Source organism: Mesorhizobium sp. B2-3-14 (genome assembly GCF_006442175.1).
Classification (GTDB): Bacteria; Pseudomonadota; Alphaproteobacteria; order Rhizobiales; family Rhizobiaceae; genus Mesorhizobium; species Mesorhizobium australicum.
The window spans coordinates 73584-89080 of sequence record NZ_VFVP01000015.1; the positions used below are offsets into that span (position 1 = coordinate 73584).

The following is a 15497-nucleotide window of genomic DNA, read 5'->3' on the forward strand; positions in this document are numbered from 1 at the left end:
TACTGCCATGTCAGCAGTTCGATCGGAGTTTTCGATAGTGACCTTGTCGCCACATATGGCGTTACAATGGTCTGAGGGCGAACGCCTTTCCATTGCCATAGGGCAGCGCGCCGCGTACACTTCCGGTCAGCAAGGCATCGAACCCACCAGATGGGTCGCCGAGCGATTTTAATAGCCTAATTTGTGACGGTATCGATTTCTCGTAAGTGAGGTCGAATGAGAGTGCCGCGCAGGGTTTATCAACTGGGGGGTGTCCCGTTGCTTGCGTTAGCGGCAGCGTCCACGTTCCAAATGTCTGGCGCGGCAGCCTGCACCGCCACCGCCGAGGGCGCCTCGACAACAGTCGGGTCTGGCGTCTCCGCCGTAACGACCTTCCAAACGACGTCGGTCACGGCCTCGTGCAACACAGCCGGAACTGTCCAGGACTTCGGCGGCGTATTCACGACGGGGTTCGAGGGTTACCAAGGGCAAGACAACAGTTCGTCGACTGTCATCGTCAACGACTATGACGGCAATGGCGACGACGTTGTGAACATCGTTGGCGGCATCCTGAACAACAGTACGGCGACACCCAGCGTAAGTGGCCTGCCGCCGATAAGCTCGGAGGTAACGACCTCCTTGCAGCCGGGCACGGGGACCATTCAACTCCTTGGCGGCAACGACCGGTTCGACATGTCCGATGGGGTTTTTTTCAACAGTGAGCCGTTTGCGCCGCAAGTCGATGCCAATCTCGACACTGGTGCGGGCGATGACACGGTCACCATCCACAGCGGCACCATTCTGAGCGTCTCCCTTGGCGAAGGCAACAATTCGCTGGAGTTGACCGGCGGTGAAATTGGCGGCTCAGTCATCGGTGGCGATGGCGCCGACACCATCATCATAGGACACGATACAAGCTTGGCCGATGGCGACGGCGGCATTGTCGCGGGTTCTGTTTTGACAAATGGCGGCGCCGACAGCGTCACCATCAAGAAGGGCGCCATTATTCACGGCGATTCGGAAGGAGGAGGTGCCATCGGGCTTGGCGACGGCGACGACCACTTCACCATGACCGGGAGCGTCCTCGACGCTAGTCTGAGCGGTGACGATGGCAACGACACGCTGGCTATCAGCGGTGGCACGGTCCACAGCGCCGTGACCGGAGACGCAGGCAATGATACGATCACGGTATCTGGTGGCACCGTCGACGGCAATGTCAGCGGCGGAGCCGGGTTCGACCAAGTTTCGGTTTCCGGCGGCACCATCAAGGGTGGCATCGACGCAGACCACGTCCAGCTCTCCGGCGGAACCATCGGCGGTGACATCACTGGCCTTGGACCCGACACGCTGATCATCAACGGATCCGGCGCGGTCGATCCGCTCAATCTGAGCGATCACGTTCTTTTCAGTGGAACCAATGCCAAGGGCACCGTCACCGATACCGACCTTGCTGCCGGCGGCAAAAGCCAGAATTTCGCAGGGTTCGATAGTTTCTCCGCCGACCATTCCACGCTCCGTTTCAGCGGTGGCACGCAAGGCATCAACCAACTCAATCTCGGCAATGGCTCGACGCTGTTCATCAACGGCAACGTCACTATGCCAGGTTCGATCATCGCGACGAATTCGCTGATCAACCTGACGGACGGTGCCGCCGATGACGTGTTGACGCTGGGCGGCCTCACCCTCAATGGAGCAAGCATCGGCCTCGACATCAATCAACAGACGCTGCAGTCGGATCAACTCGTCGCCAACGCATTTTCGGCCACCGGGGTCAACACCATCATCGTCAACCTGCTGGGCACGCCCCAATTCACGCAGGCGACCGATATTCCGATCATCGTCTCGACCGGCGGGCCGATCGCCGGGATTTTCAACATCCAAGGCACTCCAGGCACCCTGGGCTCACTTTTCACCTATGCGATCGTCACTGGCCCGAATGGGGGCTTGTTCCTGCGCGCAACGCCGGCCAATTTCGGTATTGCGGCGGCGCCGATCAGCGCCACCAACGCCGGGGCGGTCACGGTGGCAATCGATGCTCTCTACGGCATAAACCGCGACGCGATCGATGCTGACCTACCCCTTTCGCCCGCATCGGGATCCGGAATGGTGCCGGTTTCGTCCAGCTTCGGCGTCTTTGCCTCCGGCCAATTCGCTCATAGCGAGCATGACGGCTACACTATCAGTGGCGGCGGTTTGAATGGCCCCGGTCCGAGCTTCGATGCCAATGATTTTTCGGCCGCGATCAGCCTGGATTTCAATGCCGCCAAGCATTTCCAGTTCGACAATGAGTATGGTCTCAACATCGGTATTTTCGCCGGCTATGCCTCGACAGACGTCAACCTTGGCGCGTTCCGTGGATTTGACGCCATAGGCGAGGGCACCAACAAGGCCGGCATGTTCGGCGGCTACGCGCTGTTGCGCAAGGACGCCAATTACGCCCTGGTCTCCGCCTCCGGTTTCTTCGGCGGAAGCGACGTGACCAACGGCGTGCTCGGCACCACAGGCAGCTATGACACCGAGGGCTATGCGGCTACGGGATCGGTCGGCCACATCTTCACCTTGGGCGAGCGCACCCGTTTCGACCTGCGTGGTGGCCTGCTTGGCGTGTCATTCCGCGGCGATTCCTTTACCGACAGCGGCGGCAACCAGTTCGGCAAGAGCCGGCTTTCCTTTGGCGCGTTTAAGATCGAGCCTGGTATCTATGGCGACTACAAGCTAAGCAACGGGATGGTGTTCAGCCCCTATGCACGGGCCGAATTGCAGCAGCGTTTCGGTTACAAGAACACGACCGAAATCGACACCAGGACGATCTCCTTTGACGATGCCGATTTTTCCGCGGCGCTGTCGGCCGGCTTCAACTTGAAGGTCTCGGAGTTGACGACCGTCAACGGCGAAGTCCGTGGTAAGGTGTCGTCCGACAGTTCCACTATGGGCGCCAAGCTCGGACTGAAGGTCGCCTTCTAGTCGCGTGACTCTGCGATCCGAATGAGTTGGCGCGGTGCGCGCATTCGCGCCAGCATTTCGCCACTGCTACCAGATCGCCACCTCCCACTGCTCATTGAGCCGCGCGAACCGATTGCTCGGCCTGCGGTGTCGCACCCGGGTGAAGGCGCAGGGATCAGCCGGGCGCTTACGCGTTGGAGGGAGAGGACGGCCCCCATGGTTCGAGCGCGTCCGTCGAGAGTGAACGCTGGTCCAGCACTGCTCAAGGGTGAGCGTATTTGTCTAGCGTCGATCCAGAGAACGAACATCATACGATACGAGTTACGGATGGCGCTCCTTTGTTCGTTGATTCTGTGACAGTGCGGAGAGGAATTGGGCTGAGGCTCGCCTGACGAATGAGACGCCGTTTCGGCCGGGATGCGAGCCGACAGTCCAAGCCGCAAAGGTGGCGGGCACATTGAACTGGGATGATTTCAGATTTGTGCTCGCGGTCGCCAAGCACGGCACGCTCTCTGCGGCTGCGCGTCATTTGCGGACCACGCAGAGCTCCGATTGGCGGCGAAGGTGCGTTGATTAACGGCGTCCGTCCATGCATTGTGCTTCAAGATCTTAGATTGCGCGAATGCGTGACCGCGAATCCCATCTCGGGCTCTATTCGAACAAGTAGGTAAATCCTTGCGCCGAGGCGCCGACGATGACTTTTGTCATCTTCTTGCCCTCGAGCGTGCGATTGAGCACGCTGCGGCTGAGTTCCGGCAGCAGCGTGTTGGTGAGAATGGCGTCGATCATGCGCCCACCAGATTCGATCTCGGTGCAGCGCGCCTTGACCATGTCCATGACACCCTCGCCGATCACCAGCTCTGCTTGGTTGCTGGCTTTGAGACGCCGCGCGATCTTGCCGAACTGGTGTGTGGTGATCGCCTCGATCATCGTGTCCGAAAGCGGGTAGTAAGGGATTGTCACCACGCGGCCGAGGAAAGCGGCCGGAAACACTTTCAGCAGCGGACCGCGCAAAGCAGTGTCCAGATCGTCGATGCCGGTGCGCAGGGTGCCGTTCCTCGTGCGGTCCATGATGACCTCGGAACCGACATTCGAGGTGAGCAGGATCAGCGTGTTCTTGAAGTCGATCCTGCGCCCTTCGCTATCGTCCATCATTCCCTTGTCAAAGACCTGGAAGAAGATCTCGTGCACGTCGGGATGCGCCTTCTCGACCTCATCGAGCAGAATCACCGAATAGGGCTTGCGCCGCACGGCCTCGGTCAGGATGCCGCCCTTGCCATAGCCGACATAACCGGGCGGCGCGCCCTTCAGCGTCGAGACCGTATGCGCCTCCTGGAACTCCGACATGTTGATCGAAATCAGGTTCTGCTCTCCGCCATAGAGCGTCTCGGCCAGCGCCAGGGCTGTCTCGGTCTTGCCGACGCCCGAGGGGCCGCAAAGCAGGAACACGCCGACCGGCTTTTCCGGTGCGCCGAGACCGGCGCGGCTGGTCTGCACGCGCCGCGCGATCATCTCCATCGCATGGTCCTGACCGACCACGCGCTCGGACAAGGTAGCCGCGAGCTTGAGCGCTTTCTCGGTCTGGCTGGACAGCATCCTTCCGGTCGGAATGCCGGTCCAGTCCTGGACAACCGCCGCCACCGCGTTACGGTCCACCGAGGGCAGGATCAACGGCGTCTCGCCCTGCGCTGCGGCGAGTTCCGCCATCAATTCGCGAAGCCGCGCCAGATCAGCGGCGGTATCGGGCGCAGGAGCAGGCTCGTGGGCAGCCTGTGTCCTAGGCGCCTCGCCCGCTGGCGCGTCGACAGCTTGCCCCGGAGCTTCCCCGCTTTCCTGCGCCTCAAGGGGCATGCCCTCGCCACGGAGTTTGGCGCGCAGATCGAGAATCGCGCTCACAAGCGCCTTCTCTCGGTCCCAGCGCTCTTGCGCTGCCGCAAGCGCGGTCTCGGCTTCCGCCAACCCGGCCTTTACGCGCGCCTGTCTGTCGGTCACGTCGATGCCGATCGCCGCCTCGCGGGAGATGATCCCTTCCTCGACCTCGAGCGCCTGGCGACGGCGCAGAATGTCCTCGACCTCGGCAGGCGTCGCGTGCTGCGAGATGGCGACGCGCGCGCAGGCGGTGTCAAGTAGGCTAACCGCCTTGTCGGGCAACTGCCTGGCCGCGATATAACGGTGCGAAAGCGAAACCGAGGCCTCGATCGCCTCGTCGAGGATCTGCACCTGGTGGTGCTGCTCGAGAACGCCGGCGACACCGCGCAACATCAATACGGCGACCGTTTCGGAAGGCTCGTCGATCTTGACGACCTGGAACCGACGGGTCAGCGCCGGGTCCTTCTCGATGTGCTGCTTGTATTCGGCCCAGGTCGTGGCGGCGATGGTGCGAAGCTCGCCGCGCGCCAGAGCGGGTTTGAGGAGATTGGCGGCGTCGCCGGTTCCCGCCGCGCCACCGGCGCCGATCAGCGTGTGGGCTTCGTCGATGAACAGGATGAGCGGGATCTCTGACTGCTGGACCTCGTCGATGACGGCCTTCAGCCGCTTTTCGAACTCGCCCTTGACGCTGGCGCCCGCCTGCATCAGCCCGACATCGAGCATGCGTACGCTGACGTTCTGAAGCGCCGGCGGCACGTCGCCTTGGGCAATGCGCAAGGCAAAGCCCTCGACGACCGCCGTTTTGCCGACACCCGCCTCGCCGGTCAAGATCGGGTTGTTTTGCCGGCGCCGCATCAGGATGTCGATGATCTGGCGGATCTCCGCATCGCGTCCGACGACCGGATCGATCTTGCCGTCGCGGGCGCGCTGGGTGAGGTCGGTGGCGTATTTGGCGAGTGCCGAGTCGCCCCCCCGGCCCCGATTCATCGACGTTTCGGCGGCAACTGCGGCAGGCGGTGAGCCGGCTTCGAGAGAGCCTTCGACCACATCCGAAAAGCGGGCGATAACCCCATCCGCGTCGATCTTGTCGAATTCAGCGCTGATCTTCGAAACTAGACCTTCCAGCACCGGTGTCTTCAGGCATGCCAGAAGAATATGCGCGCTGCGCACCTCCTCGACCCCAAATTCCAGTGTGGCCAGGTTCCAGCCTTCCTGGATGGCGTGGAAGATGTGATCGGAGAATTCCTCCAGCGAGGTCGCGCCATAGGGCAGCTTGTCGACGGCACGGGTCATATCTGCCGTCAGCCGGCTGACATCCAGCCCGGCATTAGCGACGATCATCTGCACGTCCGAGCGCTCAGATAGCACCAGTTGCTGGACGAAGTGGACCAGTTCGACATAAGGGTTGCCGCGCAACTTGGCCGTGTCGGCGGCGGCCTTGAAGGCGCGCACCCCCGTGGGATTGAGCTTCGCAACGAGTTCCTTGCGCTTGAAACTCTGCGACGACCGGCGCTGTTCCATTCGAACCTGCCCCCGAAATCTGCTGACCCTACCCTGCCACAGAAGCGGCTGCTTGACAAAGCCATGTGACGAGCGGGCCCTTTTGGCCCGTTCGGGCGGCACCTTGTCGTTACACAAGACTAGCAAACTCCCGATAGGAACCAGCACTGCGATGCCAACGACGTTGCGCATACCGGGTCCTCCGATCGCCCATGGGTTTCGTTGAAAGATAACTGAGCATTCAGCTTCTGTTAGTTTTCGAGCATCTGCTCAATTGTCGTGGCAGGGGACCGATGATAACGTTACGTCAGATGGAGGGCACGGGGCGGCTTGCGGGGGGTAAGTGTGGTTGATCTCGCACTCTGGCTGAATCCTCTGGACGGTGACAACCCGTCGGGAGTGGATTTGCGCAACGACCCGGCTTTTCACGAGCTGGAGCGGCTGACGGAAGCACAGATCAAGGTCGTTCACGAGGGCGGCAGCAAGGCTTCGCAGTCAACCATTTCGGTCGACTGGGCGACCGTCCTGCAAAAAGCCGAAGAATTACAATCGCGCGGCCGGGATTTGCGCCTTCTCGTGATCGTCACGCGCGCGCTGGCCAACGAGGAGAGGCTCGCGGGCCTCGCCCAGGGGTTGAACCTGATCGCAAGGACGTTCGACCAGTATTGGGATACGATGCACCCGGCTTTGCGCACGGCCGCCACGGGCCGCGACGCGGCGCTGCGACGCATCAATGCGCTGCTTGAGCTCCAAAACGGCCAGGACGGCCTGCTGGCCAACCTGAGGCAGACCGTGTTCTTCTCACCGCGTGCGATCGGGCCGATCAGCGGGCGAGACCTCGAACAGGCCGCGCTCGACGAGCGCGTTATGCTCCAGGAAGCTGCGTCCGGCCTGGGGGCGGCCGAAAGGGCGGCGCTGACTTCGGCCCACAACCAGATGCTGAACCGGGTACGCACGGGATGCGCGGCGCAGGCCGATCAGGACGCCGACGCCATCATGACGCTTTTGCGCGATGCGCGCGCCGCCATTTCGGCGTTGCAGGCGGTAGATGCTGCGCTCAATGCCCGCATCGACGGCAATGGTGCAGCCGTTCCGGATTTGAAGAAGTTCCTGCAGCGACTGCTGACGACGCTGGAGTGGAATACCAGTGCCAGCGCGGTCGCCAACGGTGCCGCAAAGCCTGCAGCGCAGCCGTCTCAACCGGCATCGACACCCACCCGAAATGGCCATGGAGCCGAGACGATGGCAAGTGTGGCAAACTTGGCGGAAACCAGCATCGGCCTGCCTGAGCGCCTCAATTCGCGCGACGAAGTCGTCAAATGCCTCGACCTCGTGGTCGCATTCTACGATCGCACCGAGCCGTCCAGCCCGATCCCGCATCTCGCCCGGCGCGTCCGCCGCATGGTGCATATGGATTTCGTGGAACTGATGGAAGATCTCGCCCCGTCGGGGCTGAAGGAATTCCGGCTGCTTGCCGGTGTTCCCGATCCCAAGAAGCCGGCCCAGAAGGATGAAAGGTAACAATCATGCCAGCAGAGAGCAAAGCGAAGGTCATCGAAAGAAACCGCGCCCCGCGCGTGCAGATCGCCTATGACGTCGAAACCTACGGCAGCCCGACGACTATCGAGTTGCCGTTCGTCATGGCTGTCATTGCCGACCTTTCCGGCGCCTCGCAGACCAAGGAAGCTTCAAAGTCGGTTCTGGATCGCAATTTCGTCGAAACCGACGCCAACCGCTTTCCCAAATTCATGGAAGCGATGGGACCGCGCGTGAAGGCGCGCGTGAAGAACACGTTGCCGCAAGCCGAAGGTGCCGAGCGGGACGAGGAAATGGCGATCGATCTCACCTTCTCCAAAATGGGTGATTTCGCGCCCGACAAGATCGCCGAGCAGGTGCCGCAACTGGCCGAGATCCTCAAGATGCGGCGGCAACTCGAGGAACTGCTGGGCTTCATGGATGGCCGCGTCGATGCTGAAAAGCGCATTGCGCAGCTTCTCAACAACGAGCCTTTGCTGAGCAAGATCGCCAGCCAGGCGATGTCCGACGGCAAGGGCGAGGAGTAAGTCATGGCTGAACAGCAAAAGACCGCAGTCGCAACCGCCGAGGCGGAGGCGATAGATCTGGGTGAATTCAGCGGCCTGCTTGAAAAGGATTTCAAGGTCAGGAAGGACGACACCGAGAAGCTGCAGCAACTGGTGCGCAACCTGGCGCTGGCCGCTCAGTCCCGATCCGAGACGACGACCATCTCGTCCAACGCGATCAAGTCGATCAAGTCGCTGATCGCGGGCATCGACAAGATGCTGACGACGCAGGTCAACGAAATCCTGCATGCCCCCGAAGTGCGTGAGATGGAGGGCACTTGGCGGGGTCTCTGGTACCTCATCAACAACACCGAGACGGATACCAAGCTGAAGATCCGGGTGATGAACATCTCCAAGGAGCAGTTGGCCGACACGCTGGAAGACTATGAAGGCCAGATGTGGGACCAGAGCCCAATCTTCAAGAAAGTCTACACCGACGAGTACTCGATGCTGGGCGGCGAGCCGATCGGCTGCATCATCGGCGCCTACGAGTTCTCCAACCACCCGCGCGACGTCGGCCTGCTGCGCAACATCTCGGGTGTCTGTGCCTCGGCGCACACCCCCTTCATCGCGGCCGCCTCGCCGCGGCTGTTTCGGATGGACAGCTGGCAGGAACTGCCGAACCCGCAAGACCTGCAAATGATCGTGAACAACCCGGCCTATGCCTCATGGCAGTCGCTGCGCGAGAGCGAGGACGCCCGCTATATCGGCCTAACCATGCCGCGCGTATTGGCACGCCTGCCCTACGGCTCGGAGACCGTTCCGGTGAAGGGCTTCACCTTCGAGGAAGAGGTAAGCGGCGACCACAACAAATATGTCTGGATGAACGCCGCTTTCCCGATGGGCGTGAACATCAACCGCAGCCACAAGCTCTATGGCTGGGGAACGCAGATCCGCGGCGTCGAGAATGGCGGCACGGTGCTCAACCTGCCGGTGCACGCTTTCCCGACGGACGACGGTTCGATTGCGATGAAATGCCCGACCGAAGTTGCCATCGACGACCGGCGTGAGGCGGAACTGGCGAAGCTCGGCCTGATGCCGATCTTGCACCGCAAGAACACCGATCTCGCAGCCTTCATCGGGGCGCACTCGCTTCAGGACGACGAGACGCGTGCCGGGCGTCTGGTCGACCCCGACGCCCAGTCGAACGAAAGGCTGAGCGCCAACCTGCCCTATCTCTTCCCGGTCTCGCGTTTTGCGCATTACCTCAAGGCGATCGCGCGCGACAAGATCGGCTCGTTCAAGGAACGCACCGACATGGAGACATGGTTGACCGAATGGATCAACCGCTACGTGCTGGCCAATCCCGCCTTTGCCGACGACAAGGCGCGAGCCAAGCGACCGCTTGCCGCGGCCGAGGTTCAGGTCGACAGCGTCGAAGGCAGACCCGGTTACTACAACGCCCGTTTCTATCTGCGTCCGCATTACCAGTTGGAGGGCATCAACGCCTCGCTGCGGTTGGTGTCGGAACTGCCGTCCGTGAAGGGCTGAAGCGCAGCGAAGTCATCATCCTGTTTCATTTGAAAGCGGTGGAGAAAGACAATGCCGACCACAGACAGAAGCGATGCTCCTTCAATGAAGATTGATGGTTTTTTGAAAGTTCCCGACATCAAGGGGCCCAGCAAGCGCGACGGGCATGAAGACGAGATCGAAGTGCATGGCGTCGATTACAAGATGATGGCGCCTTATGATCCGAATTCGCTTTCGCGACGCGGCCGTGTGTCGATGGGAATGATCAAGTTCTTCAAGCACTACGACAAGTCGTCGCCATATCTGAAGAAGGCGTTGTTCGAGAACAAGGCGCTCGACGAGGTGGTGTTTTCGGCACGGCGCACCATTGACGGCGAGACCAGCGACTATCTGGTTGTGACGCTCACCGACGCGTCGATCATGGAATACGACATGCGGCAGGCTCCCGACGAGGCGGACCTGATCGAGGAAGAAGTCAGCTTCGCCTACAAGAAGATCAAGTTCGTCTACGACAAGGACGACGAGATCGAAATGGACGTTTATGTCGGCAAGTGAGACCAGGCGGCCTGGCGCGAGAGCGCAGCCTGGCGGCAGTTCGCGGGCAAGGCGCGAGGCGGTCCAGCCTTCCCTTTGGGATCGCCTCGTCAACGACTTGCCTGGGCTGACGTCGGAGATCGAGGGGCTGCGCCGTCTCTTGGATGAAGAACTCGGCGCCGAGCGCGTCGAGGGTCTTCTTGCCGGCAGCGCACGCGCTATCGACGCCGACGCCGAACTCACATCCGAGCAAAAACGGCGCCTGCACCGGCTGGTCTTCCAGAGCCAGCATCGCGCCGAGATCGAAGGCCGCGGCGTGGTCGTTTCGGCACGCGTGTTGAGAGAGGCCGTGCGCCGCGACATCGAGGCCCTGTTCAACACCGAGCGCTTCGAATCCGTACCGATGCTCTCCGACGCCGAACACGAACAGCCCCTGGACGAACTGCCCTCGCTCACTGACTTTCCGCAGGTGCGCCGAAGCGTGGTCAATTTCGGGGTGCCCTCTTTTTCCGGCCGTTCGTCGCGGGATTTCGACCGCGATTCGCTGGCACGAGAGATCCGCGCGGTGCTGGCCACCTTCGAGCCGCGCCTGAAGGAGAGTGCCACGATCGTCAACGTCACGCTCGGCGACAAAAACATCGGCCTGAAGATCGAGATCGACGCGGTGCTGATCATGGCCCCCACACCGGAGCGTATGCGGCTGCGCACCACGATCAATCTCGACAACGGGCTGGCACGAACCGAATTCAGGGAGACCTGAGATGGATCGGATCTTTGTGGAGTATTACGAAGAGGAACTGACCCATATCCGCGCCCTGGCGGCGGAATTCGCAGACATGCATCCGGCGGTCGCCCGCAATCTTTCCCTCGACACGGTCCCATGTCCCGACCCTTATGTCGAACGGCTGCTCGACGGCGTCGCCTTCCTGGCGGCGCGGACCCGTCTGAAGGTCGACGCGGAGCGCTCGCGCTTCTCGCGCGCAGTGCTCGATGTGCTTTATCCCGATCTGGTCGCGCCGGCGCCGGCGACGGCGATGGCGGTCCTAAAACCCGGCCAGCAAGTGCAGTCGATGCTCGCAGGTCACGCCATCGCGCGCGGCACACGGCTGGTCTCTGCCCTGCATCCAGGGCTTTCGACACGCTCCACCTTTACCACCGCGCAGGAGGTGACGCTGTGGCCGATCGCCGTCACCTCGGTCAGCTATCTCCAGGATCGCAGCGCGCTCGCCGCCGCCGCAATCGCGCCGATCGGCGGCGTGCGCGCCGAGGCGGCGTTCCGGGTAACGCTCGCCCGGACAGGAAAAGGAAAGCTCAGCGACTTGTCGCTCGACCGTCTCGACCTTTATTTCGCCGGGCGCGCCAAGGCGCCGGTGCTTTTCGATGCAATCTTCGGCGCCTGCTCGGCGCTCGGCGCGCGCGCCCAGGGCAAGGCCAATCCGCTATCAGCGCTGCCCGAGCCCGAAATGATAGGCATTCGCGACGACGAAGCGTTGATGCCACGAACTCGTACGACCTTCGAGGGCTACCGGCTGCTGCGCGAATATTTTATGATCCCGGAGCGCTTCCATTACGTACGGGTTGCTGGCCTCCAGCCGGTGGTGCGCACATGCGAGGCGGCGATCGAGATCATCTTCCTGTTCCGGCGTGCGGTGCCAGAACTCGCCGATGTGACGGCTGCCGATTTCGAGTTGTTCGTGACGCCGGTCATCAATCTCTTCGAACGCGAATGCAACGACATCGAAATCGATCCGCGCAAAACGCGTCAGGTGCTGCATGCCGACCGCACCCGGGCGCGGGATTTCGAGATCTTTCGGGTCACACAAGTCGAGGATGCCGACGCCGAAAGCAGCGAGGCGACGATTCCCGAATTGTTCAGCCTGGGGCAGAACCGCGGCAGCGGCTGGGTCTATTCGACCGAGCGGCGTCCGCGCCGGGCCACCGAGGACGAGCGGCGCGACGGCCTGACCCGCACCTCCTACACCGGCGACGACGTCTTTATCGCCGTCTCGCGGCCGGCAGGAAGCGTGCCAAACCGGCTGCTCAAGCGTCTCGGCATCGTGGCGCTTTGCACCAATCGCGACCTGCCGATCCTGGACGACACGCCGACGCTGACGCTGGAGACGGCAGATCCAGTCGAAGCGGTTCGCTTGCTTGGAGCGCTGCGGCCGCCGCAGCCGGCGATCCCGGCATCCCTGCCGGGCGGCGCTGAAGGCGAATCGCGCGCCGACAATCTCGCCTGGCGTCTGGTGGCCCAGCTCTCGCTCAACTTCCTCAGCCTTGCCAAGGAAGGCCGGGGAGTCGATCCGCTGCATGCCTTGCTCGACCTCTATGCCGATCGGGGCGATCCGGCCCTTGCCCGCAACGTGCATTCGATCGTGCGCATTGATTCGCGCCCGGTGATTGAGAGGCTGCAAATTGACGGGCCAATGTGTTTTGGACGCGGCACCGAGGTAACGCTGCATGTCGACCAGTCCGTGCTGGCGGGGCAAAGCTCACTGCTGCTTTCGGCCCTGCTTTCGCGGCTGTTCGCCCGCCATGCGGGGATAAACGGTTTTGTGCGGACCCGTACGCGGTTGCTGCAGAAGCAGGAGGATGTGCCATGGCCGATGACGCCCGGCAATCGCTACCTGATCTAGCGCAGCCCGCAACGGTCGCGGCCGAAATGTTGTCGGAGGACTTCGACTTTTTCGAGTTGCTGCGACGGCTGGAGCAGCGCCGCGGGTTGTTCGGCCATTCCGGAACGGCCGAGCGCGAGCCGGCGAGGCTGGGCCAGCATGTGCATCTGAGCTTCTCGGCGCGCGACGTCGTCAAGTTCCAGGAGGGCGGGGACAAGGCCCTGGCAAGGGTGACCGTCGCCAATCTGGGGCTGCTTGGACCGGAAGGACCGATGCCGCTGCATCTGACGCGCTGGGTGCTCGACCGGCTTTCGCAGCGCTGGTTCACCGGAGCCGATGCCGAGCAGACCAGCGACACGACTTTCGTCGATTTCGTCAACATCCTGCAGCACCGCATGATGGCGCTCTACTACCGCGCCTGGGCCGACGCGCATCCAGCGGTGCAGGTCGAGCGTTCCGTCGGCGGGCGCGTTCGCGCCATGCTGGAGGCCATGTCCGGCATCGGCCTGCCCGGCACGCAGGATCCCGAACTCGACGCTGTGCGACTGCGACAGGCTGGGTCGCTGGCCAGTCAGGTCGACGGCGTGGAGCGGCTTACTTTGTTCCTTGCGACCGCCTTCAAGGTTCCGGTGCGGATCAAGGAGTTCGTTGCCGCCTGGATCACCATTCCAATGGCATTGCAGACGCGTCTCGGCAAGGCCTATGCCGGACTTGGACGCGGCGCGACGATCGGGCCGCGGGTGTTCAGCCGCCAGAGCAGGATCGAATTGCGCGTCGGTCCGTTGAGCCTCGACGAGTTCAAGTCGTTCTTGCCTGGCGAGCGGCGTCTCGGCCTGTTCAAGAAGGCGGTGCGCGATATGATCGGCGAGGCGCTCGATGTCGATTTGCGCATCGTGCTGGCGCGCGATGCTGTACCGCCGCCCCGGGTCGGGACCGTCCAGCTTGGCCGCACGGCCTGGCTGGATCGGCCCGCAAGTATGGGCGACGCCGACGATCTGAGATTGCACACTATCGTCGGCTGGCGGCCGGAAATGCCGGAGGCGGCCGCATGAGCCTGCTGCTGACCCTGGAACAGGGCCCCCGCTCGCAAGTCGTCCGGCAGAGCCGGCTGGAGGAGGGCGAGTTGGTGATCGGGCGCAGCGCCGATGCGGGCTGGCAGATCGACGACCCGGACATGTTCGTCTCGCGCGCGCATTGCACGATCAAGGGCGACCGGGACGGCTATTTCGTGACCGACACATCGAGCAGCGGATTGTTCGTCGATGAAGCCGACAGCCCTCTTGGACCTGGCAGGTCGATGCGGCTGAAGAACGGCATGCGGCTGCGCATGGGCGACTACGTGTTTCACGTCGAGGTTCAGTCCAAAATGAGCCAGACCGCAGTCGGCCTGGCCCCGGCCGCCAGCCATCCCATACCGGCGTGGTCGCCTCCGGGAGCACGAACGCCGGCCAGCATCGGCGGCGATGACTTCTTCTCGGTCAAGATCGAGGAAGAACCGCGCAAGCCCCGCCCGGCGGATCTGCCAAACCCGTTCGAGCAGCCTGTCCCTGCGGCTTACGATCGCGCATCGAACCAGCGCAGTTCGCCTGCCTTCGATGACCCGTTCAGCCTCGATCCTGTGGCCACGCCGCAGGCCGGTGACGGCCCGGCTGCGGGTCAGCCGGATCCGTTTGGGCTGGGTGACATGTCTTCGCGCAACGATGCGTCCTGGCAGCCGGTGAAGCCGGCCAGCTTCGATGACGACTTCAGTTTCGGGCCCCCCGCAACGCCGCCTGTCACCAACGGCGCTGATCCGCTAGGACGCGCCCAGCACCAGGTTGAAAAGCCGCGCGCCGACAATCCTTGGGACATGCCGGTGCAGGCAGCCGCATCGCCGGCGCCGCGCCGCGCCGCGCCAGCGTCGAAGCCGGCGCCCGCTGCGCAGCCAGCGCCAAGCGATATGGCGCTTCGTGCCGCGTTCTTGCGCGGCATAGGCGTCGAGGAGGCTGATTTTCCCGGGCGCGATGCGATCGCCGAAATGGAAAAATTCGGGCGTGAATACCGGCTGATGCTGGATGGCCTGATGCAGCTGCTGCGCAAACGCGCCGAGGAGAAGGGAAGCGCGCGCGTCGCCCAGACTGTGGTCGGCGCCTCCGAGGTCAATCCGCTTAAATTCCTGCCCACGGTCGAGGATGTCGTCGTCACCATCATCTCCGAACGCAGCCCGGGCTTTCTCTCAGGCGAGGCGGCGATCAGCGACGCGGTGAAGGACCTTGCACAGCATCACGTACGCGCCTGGCGGGGCGTTCAGGCGGCACTTCGGCGCATGATCGACCGTTTTGATCCAGCCGCCATCGAAGAAGAGCTCAAATCCAATTCCGCCATCAGCAATCTGCTCTCGGGCGGGCGCAACGCCAAGCTGTGGGAGCTCTATCAGAGACGCCATCGCGACATCGCCCAGAGTGCCGAATCGAGTTTCCTGGGCGAGATCGGCGCAGACTTCAGGGACGCATATGAGGAGGAGTAG

10 protein-coding genes are annotated in these 15497 nt (G+C 62.6%); 9 read left to right on the forward strand and 1 reads right to left on the reverse strand.

All coding sequences use genetic code 11. From position 1 onward, the window contains the following. The first annotated feature begins 291 nt into the window (after nt 1-291). Nucleotides 292-2943, forward strand: a complete 2652-nt coding sequence (locus tag FJ950_RS27285; protein WP_246681385.1) for an autotransporter — start codon at nt 292-294, stop codon at nt 2941-2943. 630 nt (nt 2944-3573) lie between these two features. Here FJ950_RS27285 and tssH read toward each other — a convergent pair. Then, nucleotides 3574-6312: a type VI secretion system ATPase TssH gene (tssH, locus tag FJ950_RS27295; protein ID WP_140620025.1), complete on the reverse strand. Its 2739-nt coding sequence runs from the start codon at nt 6310-6312 to the stop codon at nt 3574-3576. 324 nt (nt 6313-6636) lie between these two features. Here tssH and tssA point away from each other — a divergent pair, with 324 nt between their 5' ends. The 8 genes from tssA (at nt 6637) to tagH (ending at nt 15497) form a co-directional block, all read left to right on the forward strand. After that, complete coding sequence (gene tssA, locus FJ950_RS27300; RefSeq protein WP_140620026.1) at nt 6637-7812, forward strand: type VI secretion system protein TssA; 1176 nt, start codon at nt 6637-6639, stop codon at nt 7810-7812. 5 nt (nt 7813-7817) lie between these two features. Further along, the gene (gene tssB, locus FJ950_RS27305) at nt 7818-8354 is read left to right on the forward strand and encodes a type VI secretion system contractile sheath small subunit (RefSeq protein ID WP_140620028.1); all 537 of its coding nucleotides are present in this window, start codon (nt 7818-7820) and stop codon (nt 8352-8354) included. A 3-nt stretch (nt 8355-8357) separates the two neighbouring features. Next, complete coding sequence (tssC, locus tag FJ950_RS27310; protein ID WP_140620043.1) at nt 8358-9863, forward strand: type VI secretion system contractile sheath large subunit; 1506 nt, start codon at nt 8358-8360, stop codon at nt 9861-9863. Nucleotides 9864-9947: 84 nt separating this feature from the next. Next, nucleotides 9948-10397, forward strand: coding sequence for an Hcp family type VI secretion system effector (locus FJ950_RS27315; RefSeq protein WP_181166515.1), 450 nt, complete (start codon nt 9948-9950; stop codon nt 10395-10397). Beyond that, the gene (tssE, locus tag FJ950_RS27320; protein WP_140620047.1) at nt 10384-11136 is read left to right on the forward strand and encodes a type VI secretion system baseplate subunit TssE; all 753 of its coding nucleotides are present in this window, start codon (nt 10384-10386) and stop codon (nt 11134-11136) included. The genes FJ950_RS27315 and tssE overlap by 14 nt, the downstream gene beginning before the upstream one ends. 1 nt (nt 11137) lies before the next feature. Then, the gene (tssF, locus tag FJ950_RS27325) at nt 11138-13012 is read left to right on the forward strand and encodes a type VI secretion system baseplate subunit TssF (protein ID WP_140620049.1); all 1875 of its coding nucleotides are present in this window, start codon (nt 11138-11140) and stop codon (nt 13010-13012) included. Next, nucleotides 12976-14043: a type VI secretion system baseplate subunit TssG gene (tssG, locus tag FJ950_RS27330; protein WP_140620051.1), complete on the forward strand. Its 1068-nt coding sequence runs from the start codon at nt 12976-12978 to the stop codon at nt 14041-14043. The genes tssF and tssG overlap by 37 nt, the downstream gene beginning before the upstream one ends. Continuing rightward, on the forward strand, nt 14040-15497 hold the full coding sequence (gene tagH, locus FJ950_RS27335) for a type VI secretion system-associated FHA domain protein TagH (RefSeq protein WP_140620053.1): 1458 nt from the start codon (nt 14040-14042) through the stop codon (nt 15495-15497). The genes tssG and tagH overlap by 4 nt, the downstream gene beginning before the upstream one ends.

Coding starts and splice junctions, on each gene's coding strand:
- FJ950_RS27285 (WP_246681385.1), top strand. CDS start 292: ATGTCTGGCGCGGCAGCCTGCACCGCCACCGCCGAGGGCGCCTCGACA.
- tssH (WP_140620025.1), bottom strand. CDS start 6,312: ATGGAACAGCGCCGGTCGTCGCAGAGTTTCAAGCGCAAGGAACTCGTT.
- tssB (WP_140620028.1), top strand. CDS start 7,818: ATGCCAGCAGAGAGCAAAGCGAAGGTCATCGAAAGAAACCGCGCCCCG.
- tssC (WP_140620043.1), top strand. CDS start 8,358: ATGGCTGAACAGCAAAAGACCGCAGTCGCAACCGCCGAGGCGGAGGCG.
- FJ950_RS27315 (WP_181166515.1), top strand. CDS start 9,948: ATGAAGATTGATGGTTTTTTGAAAGTTCCCGACATCAAGGGGCCCAGC.
- tssE (WP_140620047.1), top strand. CDS start 10,384: ATGTCGGCAAGTGAGACCAGGCGGCCTGGCGCGAGAGCGCAGCCTGGC.
- tssF (WP_140620049.1), top strand. CDS start 11,138: ATGGATCGGATCTTTGTGGAGTATTACGAAGAGGAACTGACCCATATC.
- tssG (WP_140620051.1), top strand. CDS start 12,976: ATGGCCGATGACGCCCGGCAATCGCTACCTGATCTAGCGCAGCCCGCA.
- tagH (WP_140620053.1), top strand. CDS start 14,040: ATGAGCCTGCTGCTGACCCTGGAACAGGGCCCCCGCTCGCAAGTCGTC.